Consider the following 18,135-nt stretch of genomic DNA (forward strand, 5'->3'; position numbering starts at 1 on the left):
TTTGCATAGAATATTATTAATATATAGAGAAAACTAACGAAAGAGGTGAAACCCATGAAGGAAGGAATCCATCCAAAATACGACAAATGTACAGTAAGATGTGCTTGCGGTAATACATTTGAAACTAAGTCAGTTAAGGACGAAATTAGATTAGAAATTTGTTCTGAATGCCATCCATTTTATACAGGAAACCAAAAAACTGTAGAGCGTGGTGGAAGAGCAGAGAAGTTCAAGAAAAAATATGGTATTAAATAATAAAATTTTAAAAGAATTTTAAGGTTAGAGATGAATTTCTCTAACCTTATTTTATATTGTTAAAAGCGGGCAATATGTAATTTTTTACCCGTCATTTAAAGAAGGGGGCAGTAAGATATGTATGGACCTAATCACCATGGATGGATAGAAGTTGTAGTAGGACCAATGTATAGTGGAAAGAGTGAAGAACTCATAAGAAGACTTAAAAGGGCCGAGATAGCAAAACAAAATGTAGTAGTGTTTAAGCCTTCCATAGATGACAGATATTGCAAAAAAAATGTTGTATCCCATAACGGGTCAAAAATAAAGGCTATAGATATATGCAAACCACAGGATATATATAAATACATAAATGAAGACACTCAGGTTATCGGTGTAGATGAAGTTCAATTTTTTGAAGAAGAAATCGTTGGTATAATACGAGATTTAGCCGATAAAGGAATGAGGATAATAGCAGCAGGGCTTGATATGGATTTTCGTGGAGAACCCTTTGGACCAACACCTAAGCTAATGGCCATTGCAGAATTTGTGGACAAGCTAAGTGCTGTATGCATGACCTGTGGGAATCCAGCCCATAGAACCCAAAGGTTAATAAATGGAAAACCAGCCAAATACTCTGATCCCATAGTCCTAATTGGTGCCACCGAAAGTTATGAGGCAAGATGTAGGCTACATCATGAGGTGCCTAGGGATTAAAAATAATTTATTATTTTTAAAATCTCCTTGGGTAGAAATTAGCATAACAGGTTGATCTAATAACATGGCATTTATAATATTCTGTAAATCATTGCTTAGATATCAAAATTATTGTATAATGAAATGATGGATTAATATGTATTGAAGAAGGAGATAATATGAAGATAAATCATAAAGAAACCGACAAAAAATCCCAGCCTCAATCTGTGGGCGGTCAGGCTTTGATTGAAGGTGTGATGATGAAGGGGTACGATGAGATTGCCATGGCTGTTAGAAAATCCGATGGTGAGATAATAGTCAAGAAGGAGCCAGTAAGCAAAATAGAAAAATCTCCACTTTATAAAATACCTATTATCAGGGGAGTAATAGCTTTCTTTAATTCAATGATAGTAGGAGTAAGGGCCATAACCTATTCGGCAGAAGTTTTTGAAGAAATAGATACAGAAGAGGAAAAAGGTAAATTTGAAAAATGGCTTGAAGAAAAATTTGGGGATAAAGCAGATGATATAATCACTTATTTTTCTGTTGCATTGGCTATAGCAATGGCATTGGTAATCTTTATGTTTATACCTACCTTTTTAATTAATTTTTTGAAAACTAAATTTGAAAATCAGGTAGTACTTAGTGGGTTTGAAGGGATTTTGAAAATTTTTATGTTCATTGGATATATTATAATTATATCAAGATTAAAGGAAATAAGAAGAGTTTTTGAATATCATGGTGCAGAGCATAAAGTGATCTTTTGCTATGAGAGTGGAAAACCATTGACTGTAGAGAATGCTAGAGAGTTTACAACCCTCCATCCAAGGTGTGGGACTAGTTTTTTGGTTTTTGTAATGGTTATTAGTATAGTATTGTTTTCTTTTATAGGATGGGAAAGTCCAGTACAAAGAGTTCTTACTAAGCTAGTATTGCTTCCTCTGGTTGCAGGGATTTCTTATGAGATTATAAAGATAGCGGGAAAGAGCAAATCAAGGCTAGTATGTATGCTAAGTTACCCAGGGCTAATGCTCCAAAAACTTACCACTAAAGAGCCTGATGATAAGCAATTGGAGGTAGCTATTGTAGCTTTAAAAAACGTAATTGTAGAAGAGGACTGTGATTTAGACATATGATAACTATTCATAAAGCTTTACAAGAAGCAAGGGATAAATTAGAAAATAAAACTGCTACACCATTATTGGATGCACAAGTTATACTTTGTCATGTGTTAAAGGTGGATAAGTTATACCTTATAATGCACAAAGAAAGAATATTGACTAAGGAAGAGGTCTATGAATATAATGAAATGATTAAAAAAAGGCTCTGTGGAGTGCCAGTACAATATATAATAGGTAAGCAAGAGTTTATGGGACTTGATTTTCATGTAGAGGAAGGTGTGCTAATTCCAAGACCAGATACTGAAATTTTAGTAGAAAAGGTATTAAACAGTATAGATAAGGATGATAAATATAATATTGTAGATATAGGTACTGGAAGCGGTGCCATAACCATTAGTTTAGCAAAGTATATGGAAGGCTCCCATGTTTACTCGATAGATATATCAAAAAAAGCATTGGATATAGCTGCGAAAAATGCTGAAAGCCATGGGGTGTTATCTAGAATAACTTTTTTAAATGGAAGTTTATTTAAGCCTTTGAATGATATAGGTGTAGAAGGGCAAATAGATATTTTAGTATCTAATCCTCCATATATACCTACCGCTGACATAGAAAATCTTCAAATAGAAGTATCTAAGTTTGAACCAAAGCTTGCATTAGACGGTGGAGAAGATGGATTAGACTTTTATAGAGAAATAATAAATACAGCTCCAAAGTATGTAAGGAGTGGTGGATTAATAGCTTTAGAAGTAGGTCATGACCAAGCAAGGAGGGTTATTGAGTTAATGAAGGAGAAAAAGGGATATGTAGATATTGAGATAACTAAGGATTTATCAGGAATTGAAAGAGTAGTAAGCGCAGGAATAAAGTTCTAAGCTTTAGGGTTGTTTTAATTTATCTTAAAGACCCAAAAGGTTGACCAGAAACTTGGAACTTGAAACTTGGAACTTAGAACTTTGATATGGGGTGATATTATGTTTGATAAGTTGAATTTTATAGAAGAAAAATTTGAGGATTTAGGTACAAAAATATCTGATCCAGAGATAATTAATGATCAGCCTACGTGGCAAAAATTAATTAAAGAACATGCTTCTTTAAAACCTATTGTAGATAAATATAGGGAGTATAAGAAAGTTAAAGCAGGTATTGAAGAAAGTAAGGAAATTTTAAAAGAAAGTAAAGATGAAGAGTTAAGAGAAATGGCTAAAATGGAACTAGATGAACTAGAGGATCAGGTAGAATCTTTAGAAGATGAATTAAAGATACTTCTTATACCGAAGGATCCAAACGATGAAAAGAATGTTATAGTAGAAATAAGAGCAGGAGCTGGGGGAGATGAAGCTGGCTTATTTGCTGCAGAATTATTAAGACTATATTCTAGATATGCTGAAAGAAATCGTTGGAAAATTGAAATGATGAGCATTAATGAAACAGGAGTAGGTGGAATCAAGGAAGTTATATTTATGATAAAGGGTAATGGAGCTTATTCAAGGCTTAAGTATGAAAGTGGTGTTCATAGGGTTCAAAGGATACCATCTACTGAATCAGGTGGAAGAATCCACACGTCTACTGCTACTGTTGCAGTGCTTCCAGAAGTAGATGATGTAGAAATACAAATCAATCAAAATGATTTAAGAATTGATGTATTTAGATCTTCTGGTAATGGAGGGCAAAGTGTCAATACTACGGATTCAGCGGTAAGAATTACCCATTTGCCAACTGGCATGGTTGTTACCTGTCAAGATGAAAAATCACAATTAAAGAATAAAGAAAAGGCTATGAAGGTTTTAAAGGCAAGGCTTTACGATACTATTATAGCTGAACAAAATGCGGAAATAGCAGAGGCAAGAAAGAGCCAGGTTGGTACAGGTGAGAGAAGTGAAAAAATTAGAACCTATAATTATCCTCAAAGTCGTGTAACAGACCATAGAATAAATCTAACACTATACAAACTTAATCAATTTTTAGATGGAGAGATTGATGAAGTAATAGATGCCTTAATAACTACAGATCAAGCTGAAAAATTAAAGAAATTAAGTTAAAGATAAAAAGCGCCTAAATATAAAAGGGCGCTTTATATTTGCCACTAAAACTTATAATTAGGCTCCTTTGCCCTAAAAAAGTTGGAGGTTATTAAAAAATCGTTAAAATACAATTGAAAATTTTTAAAATTTTAAAACTTTCTTGAAAAATGTAATTAAGAGGAGTATACTAAAAAAATGAACTATTAACTGAAAATGAAAAGAAGGTGTCAAAATGCTTAGATGTAGTATAATAAAAACGTAAATACTCCTTTCTAATTAGTTTCTTTAAATAAAATTAATTTGAAGGGAGTTTTTAAAATGGAGTCTAAATTATCATTTTTACTTCATATAGCCATAATACTTTTAGCAGCTAACATAGGTGGAATTATAAGTAAAAGATTTAAGCAGCCTGCTGTGTTAGGGCAAATATTAGCAGGGCTTGTTTTAGGAATGGGAATTATAGAAAAAACAGAAACTATCAGTCATCTTGCAGAAATTGGAGTAATCTTCCTTATGTTTATTGCTGGACTTGAAACCGATGTCAATGAACTTAAGGCTTCTGGCAAATCCTCATCTATTATAGCCTTTGGAGGGGTTCTTACACCATTTTTATTAGTATCTGGAGGTATATATCTTGTTACAAATGATTTACTAGCAAGCCTATTTATGGGAGTAATAGCAACAGCTACAAGTGTAAGCATATCAGTGCAGACCTTGAGAGAAATAGGTCAGATGAGGAGCAAGCAAGGAATAGGAATATTAGGAGCAGCAATTATAGATGATGTTGTGGGTATTATTTTATTAACAATAGTCATTGGTTTAGTAAAACCAGGCACCAATAGTAGTCTTTTTCTTGTTATAGGAAAGATAGTTGTATTTTTTATTATGACATTTATAGTTGGATATATAGTAATTAAGATGATATCAAAGCTTTCAAATAAGATAAATACTGAAGATACCATAGTTGTTTACGCAATAATATTCTGTTTTATACTTGCATATTTTTCTGAAGAACTGGGTGTAGCAGCTATAACAGGTGCATACTTTGCTGGAGTAGTATTTTCCATGACTAGTTGCAGACACAAGCTATCCCATGAAGTCAGTAGGATTTCCTCAATCATGTTTACACCTGTATTTTTTGTAGCTATAGGTTTAGGGGTAGATATTCAATCTGCAATAAATGCCTTTGGAGTAGGAATAATTCTTGTTATTTTAGGTACATTAGGAAAGGTTATAGGTTGTGGATTTGGAGCTAAGATATCAGGCTTTGGAGGTAAAGAAGCATTACAAATAGGTATTGGTATGGTTCCAAGAGCAGAGGTAGCTATAATAATAGCAAATCTAGGTGTAGCTATAGAAGTAATAAGCAGGCAGCAATTAGCAGCTGTAATAATGATGGTATTGATAACAACACTTATAACTCCTTCAATGCTTAAATGGAGCTTTGCTAGATAAGCAACACAGGGGACACAAGGGGACACAGGGGACACGGGGGACACAAGGGGACGGTTCTTCTGTGTCGTTTTTAACGACACAGAAGAACCGTCCCCTTGTGTCCCATATTTAACATGTATTTCCTAATTCTATTATTCATATAAATTATATAGTACAATAATTAAGATACGGGATGTGGATATGATGAACAACATTTTTTATATAACATTTATAGGTTTTTTTGTGGGGGTTATAGGAACTGGAGTAGGAGGAATCTTGGCCATTGGTTTGGGTAAGCCAAGCAATAGACTTTTGAGTTTTATTTTAGGCTTTTCAGCAGGTATAATGCTTGCCATAGTTTGTTTTGATCTCTTGCCAGAAGCCTTTCAGCGAGGAAATTTATATATAAGCTCAATAGGTATAGCAATGGGAGTGATCATGATTATAATTTTTGATGAGATTATACATAAACATAAAGGTAATAAATATCATCATAAAAAAAGCTTTGTAAAAATGGGAGCTTTAATAGGATTGGGAGTAGCCTTGCATAATTTTCCAGAGGGACTTGCCATAGGGTCTGGATTTATGGCAACGAAGGAGCTTGGAATGGGAATAGCTATTGTGATAGCCCTGCATAATATACCAGAAGGTATATCCATGGCTGCCCCCATGAGGGTAGGAGGGATGTCAAAATTTAAGGCTGTGCTGTATACATGGCTAGTTGGACTTCCCATGGGAATAGGCGCTCTTATAGGTTCGGTTTTAGGTGAAATATCAGAGGTGTTTATAGCATTTTGCTTAGCTTTTTCAGGAGGAACAATGCTTTACATAACCTGTGGTGAACTCATACCTAATTCTAAAAAAATACACATAGGCAGAACGTCTACCATTGGACTAATATTTGGCTTTCTTATAGGGCTGCTTATTACAAAGTAGGATTGAGACTAAGATTGAGATAAAGACAAAGATAAAGATAGAACCCAAGAGCTTTGACCATAATTCTTAATCTCAATCTAAATCTTAATTTTCCCTTAACCTCATTTAGATTTTTATGTATAATATATAGGAGAAACAGAAAAACTTGGATTTAAGAGGTAATTAACGTGGAGCTTTAATTTAAAAAAGGACTGATAATAGATGATACAAACTAGAATAATTAATATTGACAAAAAAGATATAGATATTGAGCAGCTGATGTATGGTGCTGAAATATTAAAAAATGGAGGAACAGTTATATTTCCTACTGAAACCGTTTATGGATTAGGGGCAAATGCCTTAGATGAGAAGGCTGTAAAAAAAATATTTGAAGCTAAGGGAAGACCATCTGATAATCCACTTATAATACATATAGCTAAAGCTGAAGACATAAATGATCTTATTACGGATTTACCTCAAAAATCAAAGGAGTTAATTGATAAATTTTGGCCTGGACCATTAACACTAATATTTAAAAAGTCTTCTATAGTACCTAAAATTGTTACAGGGGGATTAGATACCGTAGCCATTAGAATTCCTGCCCATCCCATTGCTAGACTTTTAATAGAATTAGCAGAAGTTCCAGTAGCTGCACCAAGTGCCAATTTATCGGGTAAACCCAGCCCTACAAAAGGACAACATGTAATAGATGACTTGAAGGGAAGAGTTGATGCTATAATATGTGGAGGGGATACTACTGTAGGAGTGGAGTCAACGGTATTAGATATTACCTCTGATATTCCTATGATTTTGCGACCAGGAGGAGTTACAAAGGAAGAACTGGAAAAGGTTGTTGGAAGGGTGGATGTTGATCCAGCACTGCAAAAATCTGAAGGAATTGAAATAGTTCCTAAATCGCCTGGAATGAAGTATACCCATTATTCTCCCAATGCAGATGTGATATTAATAAGTGGTAAATTGAATGATGTAATTAATAATATAAAAAAAATAAGAGCAAATAAAGAGAACGAAGGATATAAAGTTGGAATTATGGCTACAGATGAAACAAAGGATAAATATGAAGGTGGAACTATTATATCAGTTGGAAGCAGGTCTAAATTAGAATCAGTAGCTGCCAATCTTTTTAAAACTTTAAGGGAATTTGATAAAAAAAATGTTGATATAATATTGTCAGAAACCTTTGAGGAGAAGGGACTAGGACAAGCCATAATGAATAGACTAATAAAGGCTGCAGGCTATAATGTTTTAAGGGTATAGTAGCCATAGGTGAGAATAACTTTGAGAATGACTGGCATTGAACAATCTTAATCTTGTTGCTAAGGAACTCAAACTTTTTTGCAAAAAATTGCGTAGCTAAAACAGAGTAAAATAAAGGGCTAGAAGGAAAATTAAAACTATTGCCAGTAAAATATTGGTGCAAATTGTTTTCTTTTAAAACCTATTAGAAAGACCCTAAAACTTGCAACTTGAAACTTGCAACTAAAATGCGTCGCAAGACGCCTTTGTCTACCATAAAGCAGCATAGGGAGGAATACTAGTGAAAACTATTTTATTTGTATGTACTGGGAATACTTGTAGGAGTAGCATGGCAGAGGCTATGTTTAAGGAATTTATTAAAGAGGTAGATGGACATAAGGATATAAAGGTGTTATCAGCAGGGACTTGGGCTATAGAGGGACGGAAAGCTTCTAAAAATGCCATTGAAGCCTTAAAAGAAAAGGATATTGATTTAACAAGTCATACATCAAAGCCCCTTACCAAAGAAATGGTTGAAGAAGCTGATGTAATCTTAACTATGACAAAAAATCATAAAATGCAAATTATTAATGGGTTACCAGAAGCTAAAGAAAAAGTTTATACACTTAAGGAATTTGCCCATGGAAATGCAGATGTTATAGATATATCTGATCCCTATGGTCAGGATATCCGTATATATAAAGCATGTGCCGATGAAATAGAAAAAGCATTAAAAGAAATAATTGAAAAATATTACAAATAAAAAAATAAAGGAATATGGCAAATTATATAGAATGTATATAGGGTTTGTGCTTTTAAAAAAGGAGGTACTGAAATTGAAAATAGCTATAGGAAGTGATCATGGCGGTTATAACTTAAAGGAAGCCATTAAAAAGCATTTAGAGGAAAAGAGTATTGAATATAAGGACTTTGGAACTAACGGAATCGAATCAGTTGATTATCCTGAATTTGGCATGAAGGTGGCTGAAGCAGTCAAAGCAGGAGAGTATGATAGAGGAATAGTATGTTGTGGTACAGGCATAGGCATATCAATATCAGCTAATAAGGTACCAGGTATAAGATGTGCCGTTGTATCAGATACTTTTTCAGCAGAGATGTCAAGAGCCCATAACAATGCCAATGTATTAGCCTTGGGGGAAAGAATTATTGGGCAAGGATTAGCCCTAAAAATTGTAGATGTATGGCTTGACAAAGAATTTGAAGGTGGAAGACATGAAAGAAGGGTAGGAAAAATTGGAGATATAGAAAAAAAATATAGTAAGTAATTAAAAGGAGTTGTTTATAGTGAAGAAGGTTTTTGTTATGGATCATCCATTATTGCAGCATAAATTGACATTGATTAGAGACAAAAATACAGGAACAAAGGAATTTAAGGAACTAGTTAAGGAAGTTTCAATGCTAATGGCATATGAAGTAACAAGGGATTTACCACTAGAAGAGGTTGAAATAGAGACACCAGTTTGTAAGACTACAGCAAAGGTTATTGCAGGTAGAAAATTAGCTATTGTTCCCATATTAAGGGCAGGGCTTGGAATGGTAGATGGATTTTTAAATTTGCTTCCAGCAGCAAAGGTAGGGCATGTTGGATTATATAGAGATCCAGAAACTTTAGAACCAGTAGAATATTATTGTAAATTACCTACTGATGTACATGAGAGAGAACTTATAATCGTAGATCCTATGTTGGCTACGGGAGGCTCAGCAAAGGCTGCTATAAGGTTTATCAAAGAAAGAGGTGCTACTAATATTAAGTTAGTATGTCTAATAGCTGCTCCAGAGGGAATTGAAGCTGTCCATAAGGAACATGCAGAAATTGATATATATGCAGCAGCTGTAGATGAGTGCTTAAACGAGCATGCATATATAGTACCAGGATTAGGAGATGCAGGAGATAGATTGTTTGGGACTAAATAGATAAGGGGCTATAAATAGGAATTTAAGCAAATTCAAGTAACAGAAAATGAGTTCAAACTATTGACACTAAAATTTTAAAATGAGGAATTAAGGTTTTTAAATTTAAAAGAATAATTTTAAAACTTGGAACTTTTAACTAAAATGCGCCCTAAGGGCGCCTTTGTTGCTGTGCAAATTAAATTTTATTATGGGAAATCTATATTAATGCTCACAGATAGAATTAAATTGTTTATTAAATTTATCTGTGGCTTTTTTGTTATAATAATATAGAGAAGTAAAAATAATAGCTGAACAAGTAAAGAAAAAAGGGGTAGGGTTAAATGAAAAGAAGAAATAAGCATAATTATTATTTAGATATAGCTGAGAGTGTTCTTGAAAGAGGGACTTGCCTTAGGAGAAATTATGGGGCGGTTATAGTAAAAAATGATGAAATAATATCTACTGGATATAGTGGAGCCCCTAGGGGAAGGGAAAATTGTTGTGATATAGGATATTGTGTAAGGCAAAAATTAAATATACCAAGGGGTCAAAACTATGAAAAATGTCGGAGCGTCCATGCCGAAGCAAATAGTATAATATCTGCCAGTAGACGTGATATGATAGATGCAACTTTATATTTGGTAGGTAAGGAAATGGAGAATGGAGCGTTAGTAAAGCATGCAAATTCTTGTACTATGTGTAAAAGATTAATAATTAATTCAGGAATTGAGAAAGTTATTATAAGAGATACCAATGAAGAATTTAGAATTGTTTATGTACAGGATTGGATAGATAATGATGATTCTTTAACAGAGTCCATGGGATATTAGACCTATTTTAAAGGAAGATAGGTTTATTGATAAATTTTTCGGTTTTTGCAGGTATATGTCAAGCTACATAGAAAATATATTATATTAGTTAGATTAAATAATATATATTTATGAAAGAATAGATTTATGACATATATAAGCTTTAATTTTTTATTACAAATATGAAATTCTGTTTACATTAAAAGTAATTTGGTATAAAATTATTTGGTGAGGTAGCTTGTACTATTTAGATATTGAATGTATCTAAATAGGCTTGAATGTAATATTAAGCTGGTAGCAATAGCTAGTAGCTATATTAAGGAGTGTGAATTATGACTAAGTTCATTTTGCCTGCGGTTTTTGGGGCAGCAGTAAGCTTTTTATCAACTCCTATAGTTAAAAAATTAGCTTATAAGCTAGGCGCTATAGATGTGCCAAAGGATGATAGAAGAGTACATAAAAAACCTATTCCAAGATTAGGTGGCTTGGCTATTTTTTTAGGATTTTTAATAAGCATACTTGCATTATTAAAAATTAATTTATTAGAGATAAATAAAGAAATAGTAGGGATGCTTGTAGGAGCATCTATTATGGTGGTAATGGGACTTATTGATGATATAAAACCATTATCAGCTAGGGTAAAATTATTGGTACAGATAATTGCAGCTGTTGTAATTATTGGGTTTGGTATAAAAATTGAGTATATAACAAATTTCCTTAAATCTGATACAATTTCATTTCTAGGTAATGAAACAATCAAGCTTAGTATTTTGAGTATACCAATAACCATATTTTGGGTTGTAGGTATTACTAATACTGTAAATTTGATTGATGGATTAGATGGATTAGCAGCAGGAATATCAGCTATTGCAGCATTGACATTAGCATATGTTGCTTATGCTAAACCAGAGCTGTCTAACAGCCATAACACTATGATTTTGACCTTAGCACTTGCTGGAAGTTGTATAGGTTTTTTACCTTTTAACTTTAACCCTGCCAAGATTTTCATGGGAGATACAGGATCCCTATTTTTAGGATATATATTAGCAGCTATATCTATTAATGGATTTATAAAGGGAGCTACTGCCCTTGCCATGGTTGTTCCTGTCTTTGCGTTGGGACTTCCTATATTTGATACTACCTTTGCGATATTAAGAAGGGCCTTTAATGGAAGACCCATTATGCAAGCCGATAAAGGGCATTTACACCATATACTTCTGTCTATTGGAATGGGTCAAAAAAGAGCTGTATTGACCCTTTATATGATAAGTTCTTTCTTAGGAGTTAGTGCTGCCCTTTTATTAAAACAAAAGTATGTTAATAGTGCTATTATGTTGGTAATTACAGCAGCTATGGTAGCGGTGCCTATAAATCAAACATGGATGCAAAAGCATAAAGCTTCGAATAATGAGGAATTGAAAATCAAGAATTAAAAGCCAGGATTTCCTGGCTTTTAATTAATATTTTAACCTGTCAGGCTAGTTTTTATCGTGGGGTTTTAATATTTCCTTATTATTGAGATGCTATCAATGAGCTATAAACTAGCGAAAGGATGAATAAATTGAAGAGGAGACAGAAGGATTTTAAACCACTTAAAATAATGTCTATTTTTGGAACACGACCAGAAGCTATAAAGATGGCACCTGTGGTAAAAGAATTAGAACAAGCTGAAGGAATAGAATCTATTGTATGCGTTACAGCACAACATAGAGAGATGCTTGATCAAGTTCTAAAGCTTTTTGATATTTTTCCAAATTACGATCTGAATATAATGAAATCTGGACAAACTCTCAGTGAGATAACATGTAAGGCTCTTATTGGATTGGAAAAAATTATCAAATTCCAAAAGCCTGATATGATATTGGTTCATGGAGATACTACAACTACCTTTGCAGGGGCATTGGCTGGATTTTATGGACAAGTAAAGATTGGACATGTCGAAGCAGGTCTTAGAAGTGGAAATATGTATTCACCTTATCCAGAAGAAATTAATAGAAGTCTTACGGGAAGACTTGCCCATCTTCACTTTGCTCCTACAAAGGGTAATGAAGAAAATCTATTAAGAGAAGGTATAAAGAGAGATAATATTATAATAACAGGTAATACAGTTATTGATGCTTTATTGAAGGTTGTTAATGAAGACTATAAATTTGAAATAGACATTCTTAATAAAATTGACTATAAGAATAAAAAAGTTATACTCCTTACTTCCCATAGAAGAGAAAATCTTGGAAGGCCAATGGAAAATATATTCAGAGCAATTAAAGAGGTGGTCATGACCCATGAAAATGTGGAAGTGGTTTTTCCTGTTCATCTAAATCCAAAAGTTAGACAAATAGCATTTAGCATATTGGGAAATACTGATGGGGTTCATCTAATAGAACCCTTGGATTATCAACCCTTTGCAAACTTAATGAATAAAGCCCATATCATTTTAACGGATTCAGGAGGAATACAGGAAGAAGCACCTGCTTTGGGCAAGCCAGTATTGGTCTTGAGAACAGAAACAGAAAGACCAGAAGCGGTATTAGCAGGAACTGTTAAAATAGCAGGTATTGAAAGTGAAAATATATTCAAGCTTACAGATGAGCTGATAAGGAATGACAAGGAATATAGGAAAATGGCAAATGCTGTGAATCCATATGGTGATGGGAAGGCAAGTCATAGAATAGTCAAAGGGATAAAGGGATATTTTGGCACAAATAAGTTGTAATTGGTAATCGATAGTGAATAATTAATAGTTAATGGATGGGGATTGATTATAAAAAAGAAAAGAGAGACTAATTCAATATGTAAAGGGGGACCAAAATCATATTTGAATCTTCTCTCTTTTCTATTTATTACTATTGTCAACTAATTTTATAAAAATATACATAAATAGATATAAAAAATTATAAATTTTTATAATATAGATTTTCCATAGTAAAACTTAAATTAACTCTTTGTGATACTTTAAATTTTTAGCATAAGGAATATTATGGTAATAAAACAAGTCAAAAAAACCCTCATACTAGTATTAAAATTAAATAATTGGATTAATTATCCAAATATTAATTCCTTTATCTCCTAATACAGTTATTGATTGATAGGATTCTAGTAAATCCCATACTACTTTTCTGTCATCAATACTTGTTTAAGTAAGGACAAAATCAGTTATAAATCCATCAAGACTTATAGAAATTTAAGTAAAGACTTTAATTTATACATGTCCAAAATGCCCAGAAGCATTGCATATTTGTACATGTATAAATTAAGTTTTACTATGTAAATTCTATACAAGTAAATGAAGTTTATAGCCAAAATAAGTTTCCTTTTTAGAGGGGCATTTACTATACATAGTTTGCACCATATCCTCTAAATGTTTTGTGAAACCTAGCTCTACCGAATTTACACACTGATATTGGAATACTATTAATAATCCTATATGGATTATTGGTGTAACCAAGTATAGATGTAATTTCTTTTCGAATTTCATCTATTACTGAGTGTAATGCTCTACGGGTTCTATTAAATCGGCTTCTATCACAAAATTTAGGAAATAAGTCTCTAAAATTCTTTCTGGAAAACCCAAACCAAGCTTTCTCGGAATCAATGGTTAACAATTCGCCAACAATACTGATGGTAATTATTTTACTATCACTTAGTATACAATCATTGATATTTCTACGTTCTTTAATATATGTTGGGGTAATGTTTTGGTAAATATCATTAATTATGACATAACTGACAATAATAAAGTCTTTTAAATAATCTATTTCTTTGATAGAATATTTCTTATGAAGCTCCAGCATATGTTTTCCTCCTATCTTAATTTCTTAGTAGTTATTAATGATAGGTTAACATAATTTGCTGGGGTTTTTCTATTTGTAAATTTTAACTAGTACAACGAGTTAAGTTACTATCAAATATTTTAAGGATGATATTGAAAATTTTAGATGAAATAACAAAAAAGTCTATATACAAAAAGCAGGAAAACGAAATCATCTGTCGAATAATAAAAATAGCATACAAGAATCTGATTATATTTTAATCATGATTTGAATAAATTTTAACAAACCTAGATAAAAAATTTTTATTATGCTTGTCTAAATATTCATTGTATTATAAAATTTAATATGGGGTTAATTTTTATTGATATTAAAAAAATTTGAATAAAATACAAAAATTAAAATTGCTCACATAGCATTGTGAATTAAGACTAATTTTTTAATATCGACTAGGAGATAATAGATAATATGAAAAATGGAAAATATAAAATTTATGAGAACTTAGCTTTTGTGACTCAGATTGGCTTAATGATGATTATACCCATAGTAATATCTGTTTTACTTGGACATTATATAGATGAAAAATTAGGTACAGGTAATTTATTTTTATTAATATTTATAGCCTTGGGAGTTGCTTCTTCGTTTTTGAATCTTTATAAAGTTATGATGAGGCTATTAAATAAAAGGAAGTGATACATAATTGACTACGTCCTATGAATTAGAAAAAGCAATTATAAAAAGAGTATTAATCACAATGACAGTTTTAATTTTATTAGCTTTTTTCACTTCACAAAACCCAAAGACATGGATTCTTGGTTATGTTTTTGGTGGACTAATTGGTATACTTAATTTTCTACATCTTGGGAAAACCCTTGAGAGAGCAGTTACTATGAATCCAGGAAAGGCTCAAGGCTATGCCTCCTCAAGGTACATGTTAAGATATCTGACCACTGCAGTTGTTATAGCCATTTCGCTAAAAGCTGATTATTTGAATGGATTAGCTACAATCATAGGCTTGCTTTTAGTGAAGTTTTCAATATTTTCAATACATTTGTTTGATAGTAAGGAATATTACAAAAGAATTTTCAAGAGAAGGGAGGACAACAAATGAATGGTGGATTTGGACCTTATAAAGTTATAGAATTACCAGGTGGGATAGTAATTAGTCAGACAGTGACAGTAACATGGTTTATAATGCTTTTGCTTACCATTTTTGCTTATTTTGCCAGTAAAAAATTTGATAAGGTCCCTAATAAATTTCAAAATGTAGTAGAAGTGTTGGTAGAATCGATATACAACTTGACAAAACAAACCATGGGTGAAGATAAGATTAATTTTGCACCCTATATGGGAACTCTCTTACTTTTTATAGGAATAGCAAATATTTCTGGTTTGTTTGGTTTAAGACCACCTACCGCCGATGTTAATACAACATTGGGGCTTGCAATAATGACCTTTGTTATGGTTCATTATAATGCAGTCAAATCAAATGGAATAAAAAGCTATTTAAAGGGTTATTTAGAGCCTATGCCCTTTTTATTGCCCCTAAATATCATTGGGGAGCTTGCTAATCCCATATCTTTAGCATTTCGTCTGTTTGGTAATATAGTAGGTGGAGTTATTATAATGGTTCTATTATATAATGCCCTTGGTTTTATTAGTAGTTCTTTGGGTATTGGAATACCAATACTTCAAGCGGGTATTCCTGCGGTATTGCATATTTATTTTGATTTATTTGCAGGATTACTTCAATCTTTTATATTTACTATGCTGACGATGGTATTTATATCAATGGCTATGGATTAAAAGTTTTAAATAGTAAGATAATACATTTTAAGTGTTTGGGTGTTGGATTTTATAGCTAAACTCTATAAAATCTTCTTAAAACAGTGCCAAATCACGAAGGAGGAGTGCAGCATGAACTTTGTTGAACAGTTCTTTGACTGGCTGTTAAGCTTTGACAAAGAAACCTTAATCTATGCTGCCTCAGCTATTGGGGCAGGTCTTGCCATGATAGCTGGTATTGGCCCTGGAGTAGGTCAAGGTTATGCAGCTGGGAAGGGTGCCGAAGCTGTAGGACTTAATCCTAAGGGATCTAAGCAATCTACCATGGTTATGCTTTTAGGTGCTGCAGTAGCAGAGACATCGGGTATTTTGGCTTTGGTTGTAGCTATTATACTCTTATATGGAAATCCAATAGTTAATGTACAGGGAGCTTCCATAATCTTAGCAGCCTCAGCAATTGGAGCAGGCTTTTCCATGATAGCTGGTATTGGTCCTGGAATCGGGCAAGGCTATGCAGCAGGAAAGGCTACTGAAGCAGTAGGAAGAAGACCTAAATTACATTCAGCTGTTGTTAGAACAATGTTTTTAGGACAGGCTGTAGCACAGACCACAGGTATCTATGCCTTAATAATTGCATTGGTATTAATGTTTGCCAATCCTTTCATTAGGTAGCTTTAAGGGATGTGTATAGTTCTTTAGGTAGGTTAAATAGCTGTAAAATTAATATTATTATGGTATTATGACTTATAAATATTAAATTTAGAGTGTATATGAGAAGGAGGATGTAAAATGAATGGTGTAGATTTAATAAAAGCGTGTTCAGCAATTGGGGCAGGTTTAGCTATGATAGCTGGTATTGGACCTGGTATTGGACAGGGTTATGCAGCTGGTAAAGGTGCAGAAGGTGTTGGAAGACAGCCAGAAGCTCAAGGAGATATCGTTAGAACTATGCTTCTTGGTGCAGCGGTAGCAGAGACTACTGGTATTTATGGATTAATAGTAGCACTAATTTTATTATTTGCTAACCCATTTTTCTAAAATGCTGTAGGATTGGGGGAGATGGAAAGCCATCTCCTGTTTTGAGATTCCTTAATTATATTGGGTTTGTAAAGGAGGCGTCTAAATGGGATTAAAGCTTGGGTTAGTGGAGCTTAATTGGAGTTTTGTCTTTCAGATAGTAAATACTATTATTCTTTTCTTTATTCTTAAAAAGCTTCTCTTCAAACCAGTTTCAGAGTTTATGGAAAAAAGAAGGGCTGAGATAGAAGGTTCTATAAATGAAGCTCAGGCAAAGAATGAAGAAGCGGAAAAATATAAAGCAGAGTATATTAAGAAGCTAGAAGCTTCTGAGGAAGAAGGAAGACAGATAGTTAAAGAGGCTGCCAAGAGGGCTGAAGAAAGAGCCAACGAGATTATTAAGGCGGCACATAAAGAAGCAGAGGAAATAAAACAAAGAGCAAATCTTGAAATAGAAAGGGAAAGAAAGAAGGCTATAAATGCCCTTAAAGATGATATAGCTTCTATAGCTATGCTTGCAGCTTCTAAAGTTATAGAAGAAGGCATCGATGAGAATAAGCATAATACCCTAGTAAGAAAGTTTATAGATGAGGTAGGGGAAGCAAGATGGCAAAATTAGTGTCCAAAACTTACTCAGAAGCCTTGTTTGAAGTGGCATTAGAGGAAAATAAGGTTGATCTATTTCTTGATGAGATAAACTTTGTTAATAAGACATTTAAAATACATCCAGAATTATTTGAATTTTTTAAGACTCCATTGGTAAAGGCCAATGAAAAAAAAGATGTTATTAAAGAAATATTTGGTGATAAGTTAAGTAAAGAAATGAATAATTTTTTAAAAATAATTATTGATAAAAGAAGAGGCTATGCTATAAAACAGATAGAATTAGAATATGAGAAATTAGTAAATGAACATAAGGGCATAGTTAATGCTGTAGCAATAACAGCTATTCCTTTAAAGGATAAGGATAAATTGATACTTCAAAATAAGTTATCTACATTAACAGGAAAAACTGTTAAACTTTCAAATGAGATAGATAACGATGTTATAGGTGGAATTTTAGTTAAGATAGGCGATAAGGTTATAGATGGAACGATAAAGAGCAGACTGGAAAAGATGACCGAAAGTCTATCACAAATTATAGTGTAAGAGATAGGGGTGA

At 32.9% G+C, this 18,135-nt stretch carries 21 protein-coding genes and 1 pseudogene; 21 read left to right on the forward strand and 1 reads right to left on the reverse strand.

The window, feature by feature from the left end:
• The first annotated feature begins 54 nt into the window (after window positions 1-54).
• From rpmE to wecB, 14 genes are all read left to right on the forward strand, one after another.
• Window positions 55-255, forward strand: a complete 201-nt coding sequence (gene rpmE, locus BUB36_RS02945; protein ID WP_073146904.1) for a 50S ribosomal protein L31 — start codon at window positions 55-57, stop codon at window positions 253-255.
• A 117-nt stretch (window positions 256-372) separates the two neighbouring features.
• Complete coding sequence (locus tag BUB36_RS02950) at window positions 373-951, forward strand: thymidine kinase (RefSeq protein WP_073146905.1); 579 nt, start codon at window positions 373-375, stop codon at window positions 949-951.
• 158 nt (window positions 952-1,109) lie between these two features.
• Complete coding sequence (locus tag BUB36_RS02955; protein WP_073146906.1) at window positions 1,110-2,066, forward strand: DUF1385 domain-containing protein; 957 nt, start codon at window positions 1,110-1,112, stop codon at window positions 2,064-2,066.
• Window positions 2,063-2,926: a peptide chain release factor N(5)-glutamine methyltransferase gene (prmC, locus tag BUB36_RS02960; protein WP_084111626.1), complete on the forward strand. Its 864-nt coding sequence runs from the start codon at window positions 2,063-2,065 to the stop codon at window positions 2,924-2,926. The genes BUB36_RS02955 and prmC overlap by 4 nt, the downstream gene beginning before the upstream one ends.
• 99 nt (window positions 2,927-3,025) lie before the next feature.
• Window positions 3,026-4,093 (forward strand): peptide chain release factor 1, encoded by a 1,068-nt coding sequence (gene prfA / locus BUB36_RS02965; protein ID WP_073146907.1) that lies wholly within the window; start codon window positions 3,026-3,028, stop codon window positions 4,091-4,093.
• 300 nt (window positions 4,094-4,393) lie between these two features.
• The gene (locus tag BUB36_RS02970; RefSeq protein WP_073146908.1) at window positions 4,394-5,530 is read left to right on the forward strand and encodes a cation:proton antiporter; all 1,137 of its coding nucleotides are present in this window, start codon (window positions 4,394-4,396) and stop codon (window positions 5,528-5,530) included.
• Window positions 5,531-5,710: 180 nt separating this feature from the next.
• Window positions 5,711-6,445, forward strand: coding sequence for a ZIP family metal transporter (locus BUB36_RS02975; protein ID WP_242655707.1), 735 nt, complete (start codon window positions 5,711-5,713; stop codon window positions 6,443-6,445).
• Between the two features lie 201 nt (window positions 6,446-6,646).
• Window positions 6,647-7,702 carry an L-threonylcarbamoyladenylate synthase gene (locus tag BUB36_RS02980; protein WP_073146910.1) on the forward strand — a complete coding sequence of 352 codons (1,056 nt, stop codon included), beginning with the start codon at window positions 6,647-6,649 and terminating at the stop codon, window positions 7,700-7,702.
• A 280-nt stretch (window positions 7,703-7,982) separates the two neighbouring features.
• Window positions 7,983-8,444, forward strand: coding sequence for a low molecular weight protein arginine phosphatase (locus BUB36_RS02985; protein ID WP_073146911.1), 462 nt, complete (start codon window positions 7,983-7,985; stop codon window positions 8,442-8,444).
• 73 nt (window positions 8,445-8,517) lie between these two features.
• The gene (rpiB, locus tag BUB36_RS02990) at window positions 8,518-8,967 is read left to right on the forward strand and encodes a ribose 5-phosphate isomerase B (protein WP_073147052.1); all 450 of its coding nucleotides are present in this window, start codon (window positions 8,518-8,520) and stop codon (window positions 8,965-8,967) included.
• A gap of 19 nt (window positions 8,968-8,986) precedes the next feature.
• A complete protein-coding gene (upp, locus tag BUB36_RS02995) occupies window positions 8,987-9,616 on the forward strand; it encodes a uracil phosphoribosyltransferase (protein WP_073146912.1) in 630 nt (209 codons plus the stop codon).
• Between the two features lie 320 nt (window positions 9,617-9,936).
• Window positions 9,937-10,425, forward strand: coding sequence for a deoxycytidylate deaminase (locus tag BUB36_RS03000; RefSeq protein ID WP_073146913.1), 489 nt, complete (start codon window positions 9,937-9,939; stop codon window positions 10,423-10,425).
• Between the two features lie 311 nt (window positions 10,426-10,736).
• Window positions 10,737-11,837 (forward strand): MraY family glycosyltransferase, encoded by a 1,101-nt coding sequence (locus BUB36_RS03005; protein ID WP_073146914.1) that lies wholly within the window; start codon window positions 10,737-10,739, stop codon window positions 11,835-11,837.
• Window positions 11,838-12,004: 167 nt separating this feature from the next.
• Window positions 12,005-13,117, forward strand: coding sequence for a non-hydrolyzing UDP-N-acetylglucosamine 2-epimerase (wecB, locus tag BUB36_RS03010; RefSeq protein WP_334292990.1), 1,113 nt, complete (start codon window positions 12,005-12,007; stop codon window positions 13,115-13,117).
• A 342-nt stretch (window positions 13,118-13,459) separates the two neighbouring features.
• On the opposite strand, the pseudogene BUB36_RS03015 reads toward wecB, so the two are convergent.
• Window positions 13,460-14,195, reverse strand: a pseudogene (locus tag BUB36_RS03015) (hypothetical protein); the annotation flags it as partial.
• A gap of 444 nt (window positions 14,196-14,639) precedes the next feature.
• Here BUB36_RS03015 and BUB36_RS03020 point away from each other — a divergent pair.
• From BUB36_RS03020 to BUB36_RS03050, 7 genes are all read left to right on the forward strand, one after another.
• Entirely contained in the window at window positions 14,640-14,864 is a 225-nt protein-coding gene (locus BUB36_RS03020; protein ID WP_073146916.1) for an AtpZ/AtpI family protein, read from the forward strand.
• A gap of 7 nt (window positions 14,865-14,871) precedes the next feature.
• The gene (locus BUB36_RS03025) at window positions 14,872-15,282 is read left to right on the forward strand and encodes an ATP synthase subunit I (RefSeq protein ID WP_084111628.1); all 411 of its coding nucleotides are present in this window, start codon (window positions 14,872-14,874) and stop codon (window positions 15,280-15,282) included.
• A complete protein-coding gene (gene atpB / locus BUB36_RS03030; protein ID WP_073146917.1) occupies window positions 15,279-15,977 on the forward strand; it encodes a F0F1 ATP synthase subunit A in 699 nt (232 codons plus the stop codon). Before BUB36_RS03025 ends, atpB begins: the two co-directional genes overlap by 4 nt.
• 111 nt (window positions 15,978-16,088) lie before the next feature.
• On the forward strand, window positions 16,089-16,628 hold the full coding sequence (atpE, locus tag BUB36_RS03035) for an ATP synthase F0 subunit C (protein WP_073146918.1): 540 nt from the start codon (window positions 16,089-16,091) through the stop codon (window positions 16,626-16,628).
• Window positions 16,629-16,745: 117 nt separating this feature from the next.
• Window positions 16,746-16,994 (forward strand): ATP synthase F0 subunit C, encoded by a 249-nt coding sequence (atpE, locus tag BUB36_RS03040; protein WP_073146919.1) that lies wholly within the window; start codon window positions 16,746-16,748, stop codon window positions 16,992-16,994.
• Between the two features lie 85 nt (window positions 16,995-17,079).
• Window positions 17,080-17,592 (forward strand): F0F1 ATP synthase subunit B, encoded by a 513-nt coding sequence (gene atpF / locus BUB36_RS03045; RefSeq protein ID WP_073146920.1) that lies wholly within the window; start codon window positions 17,080-17,082, stop codon window positions 17,590-17,592.
• Window positions 17,580-18,122 carry a F0F1 ATP synthase subunit delta gene (locus tag BUB36_RS03050; protein ID WP_073146921.1) on the forward strand — a complete coding sequence of 181 codons (543 nt, stop codon included), beginning with the start codon at window positions 17,580-17,582 and terminating at the stop codon, window positions 18,120-18,122. Before atpF ends, BUB36_RS03050 begins: the two co-directional genes overlap by 13 nt.
• The last annotated feature ends 13 nt before the right edge of the window (window positions 18,123-18,135 follow it).

This window comes from Paramaledivibacter caminithermalis DSM 15212 (assembly GCF_900142245.1).
GTDB lineage: Bacteria > Bacillota > Clostridia > Peptostreptococcales > Caminicellaceae > Paramaledivibacter > Paramaledivibacter caminithermalis.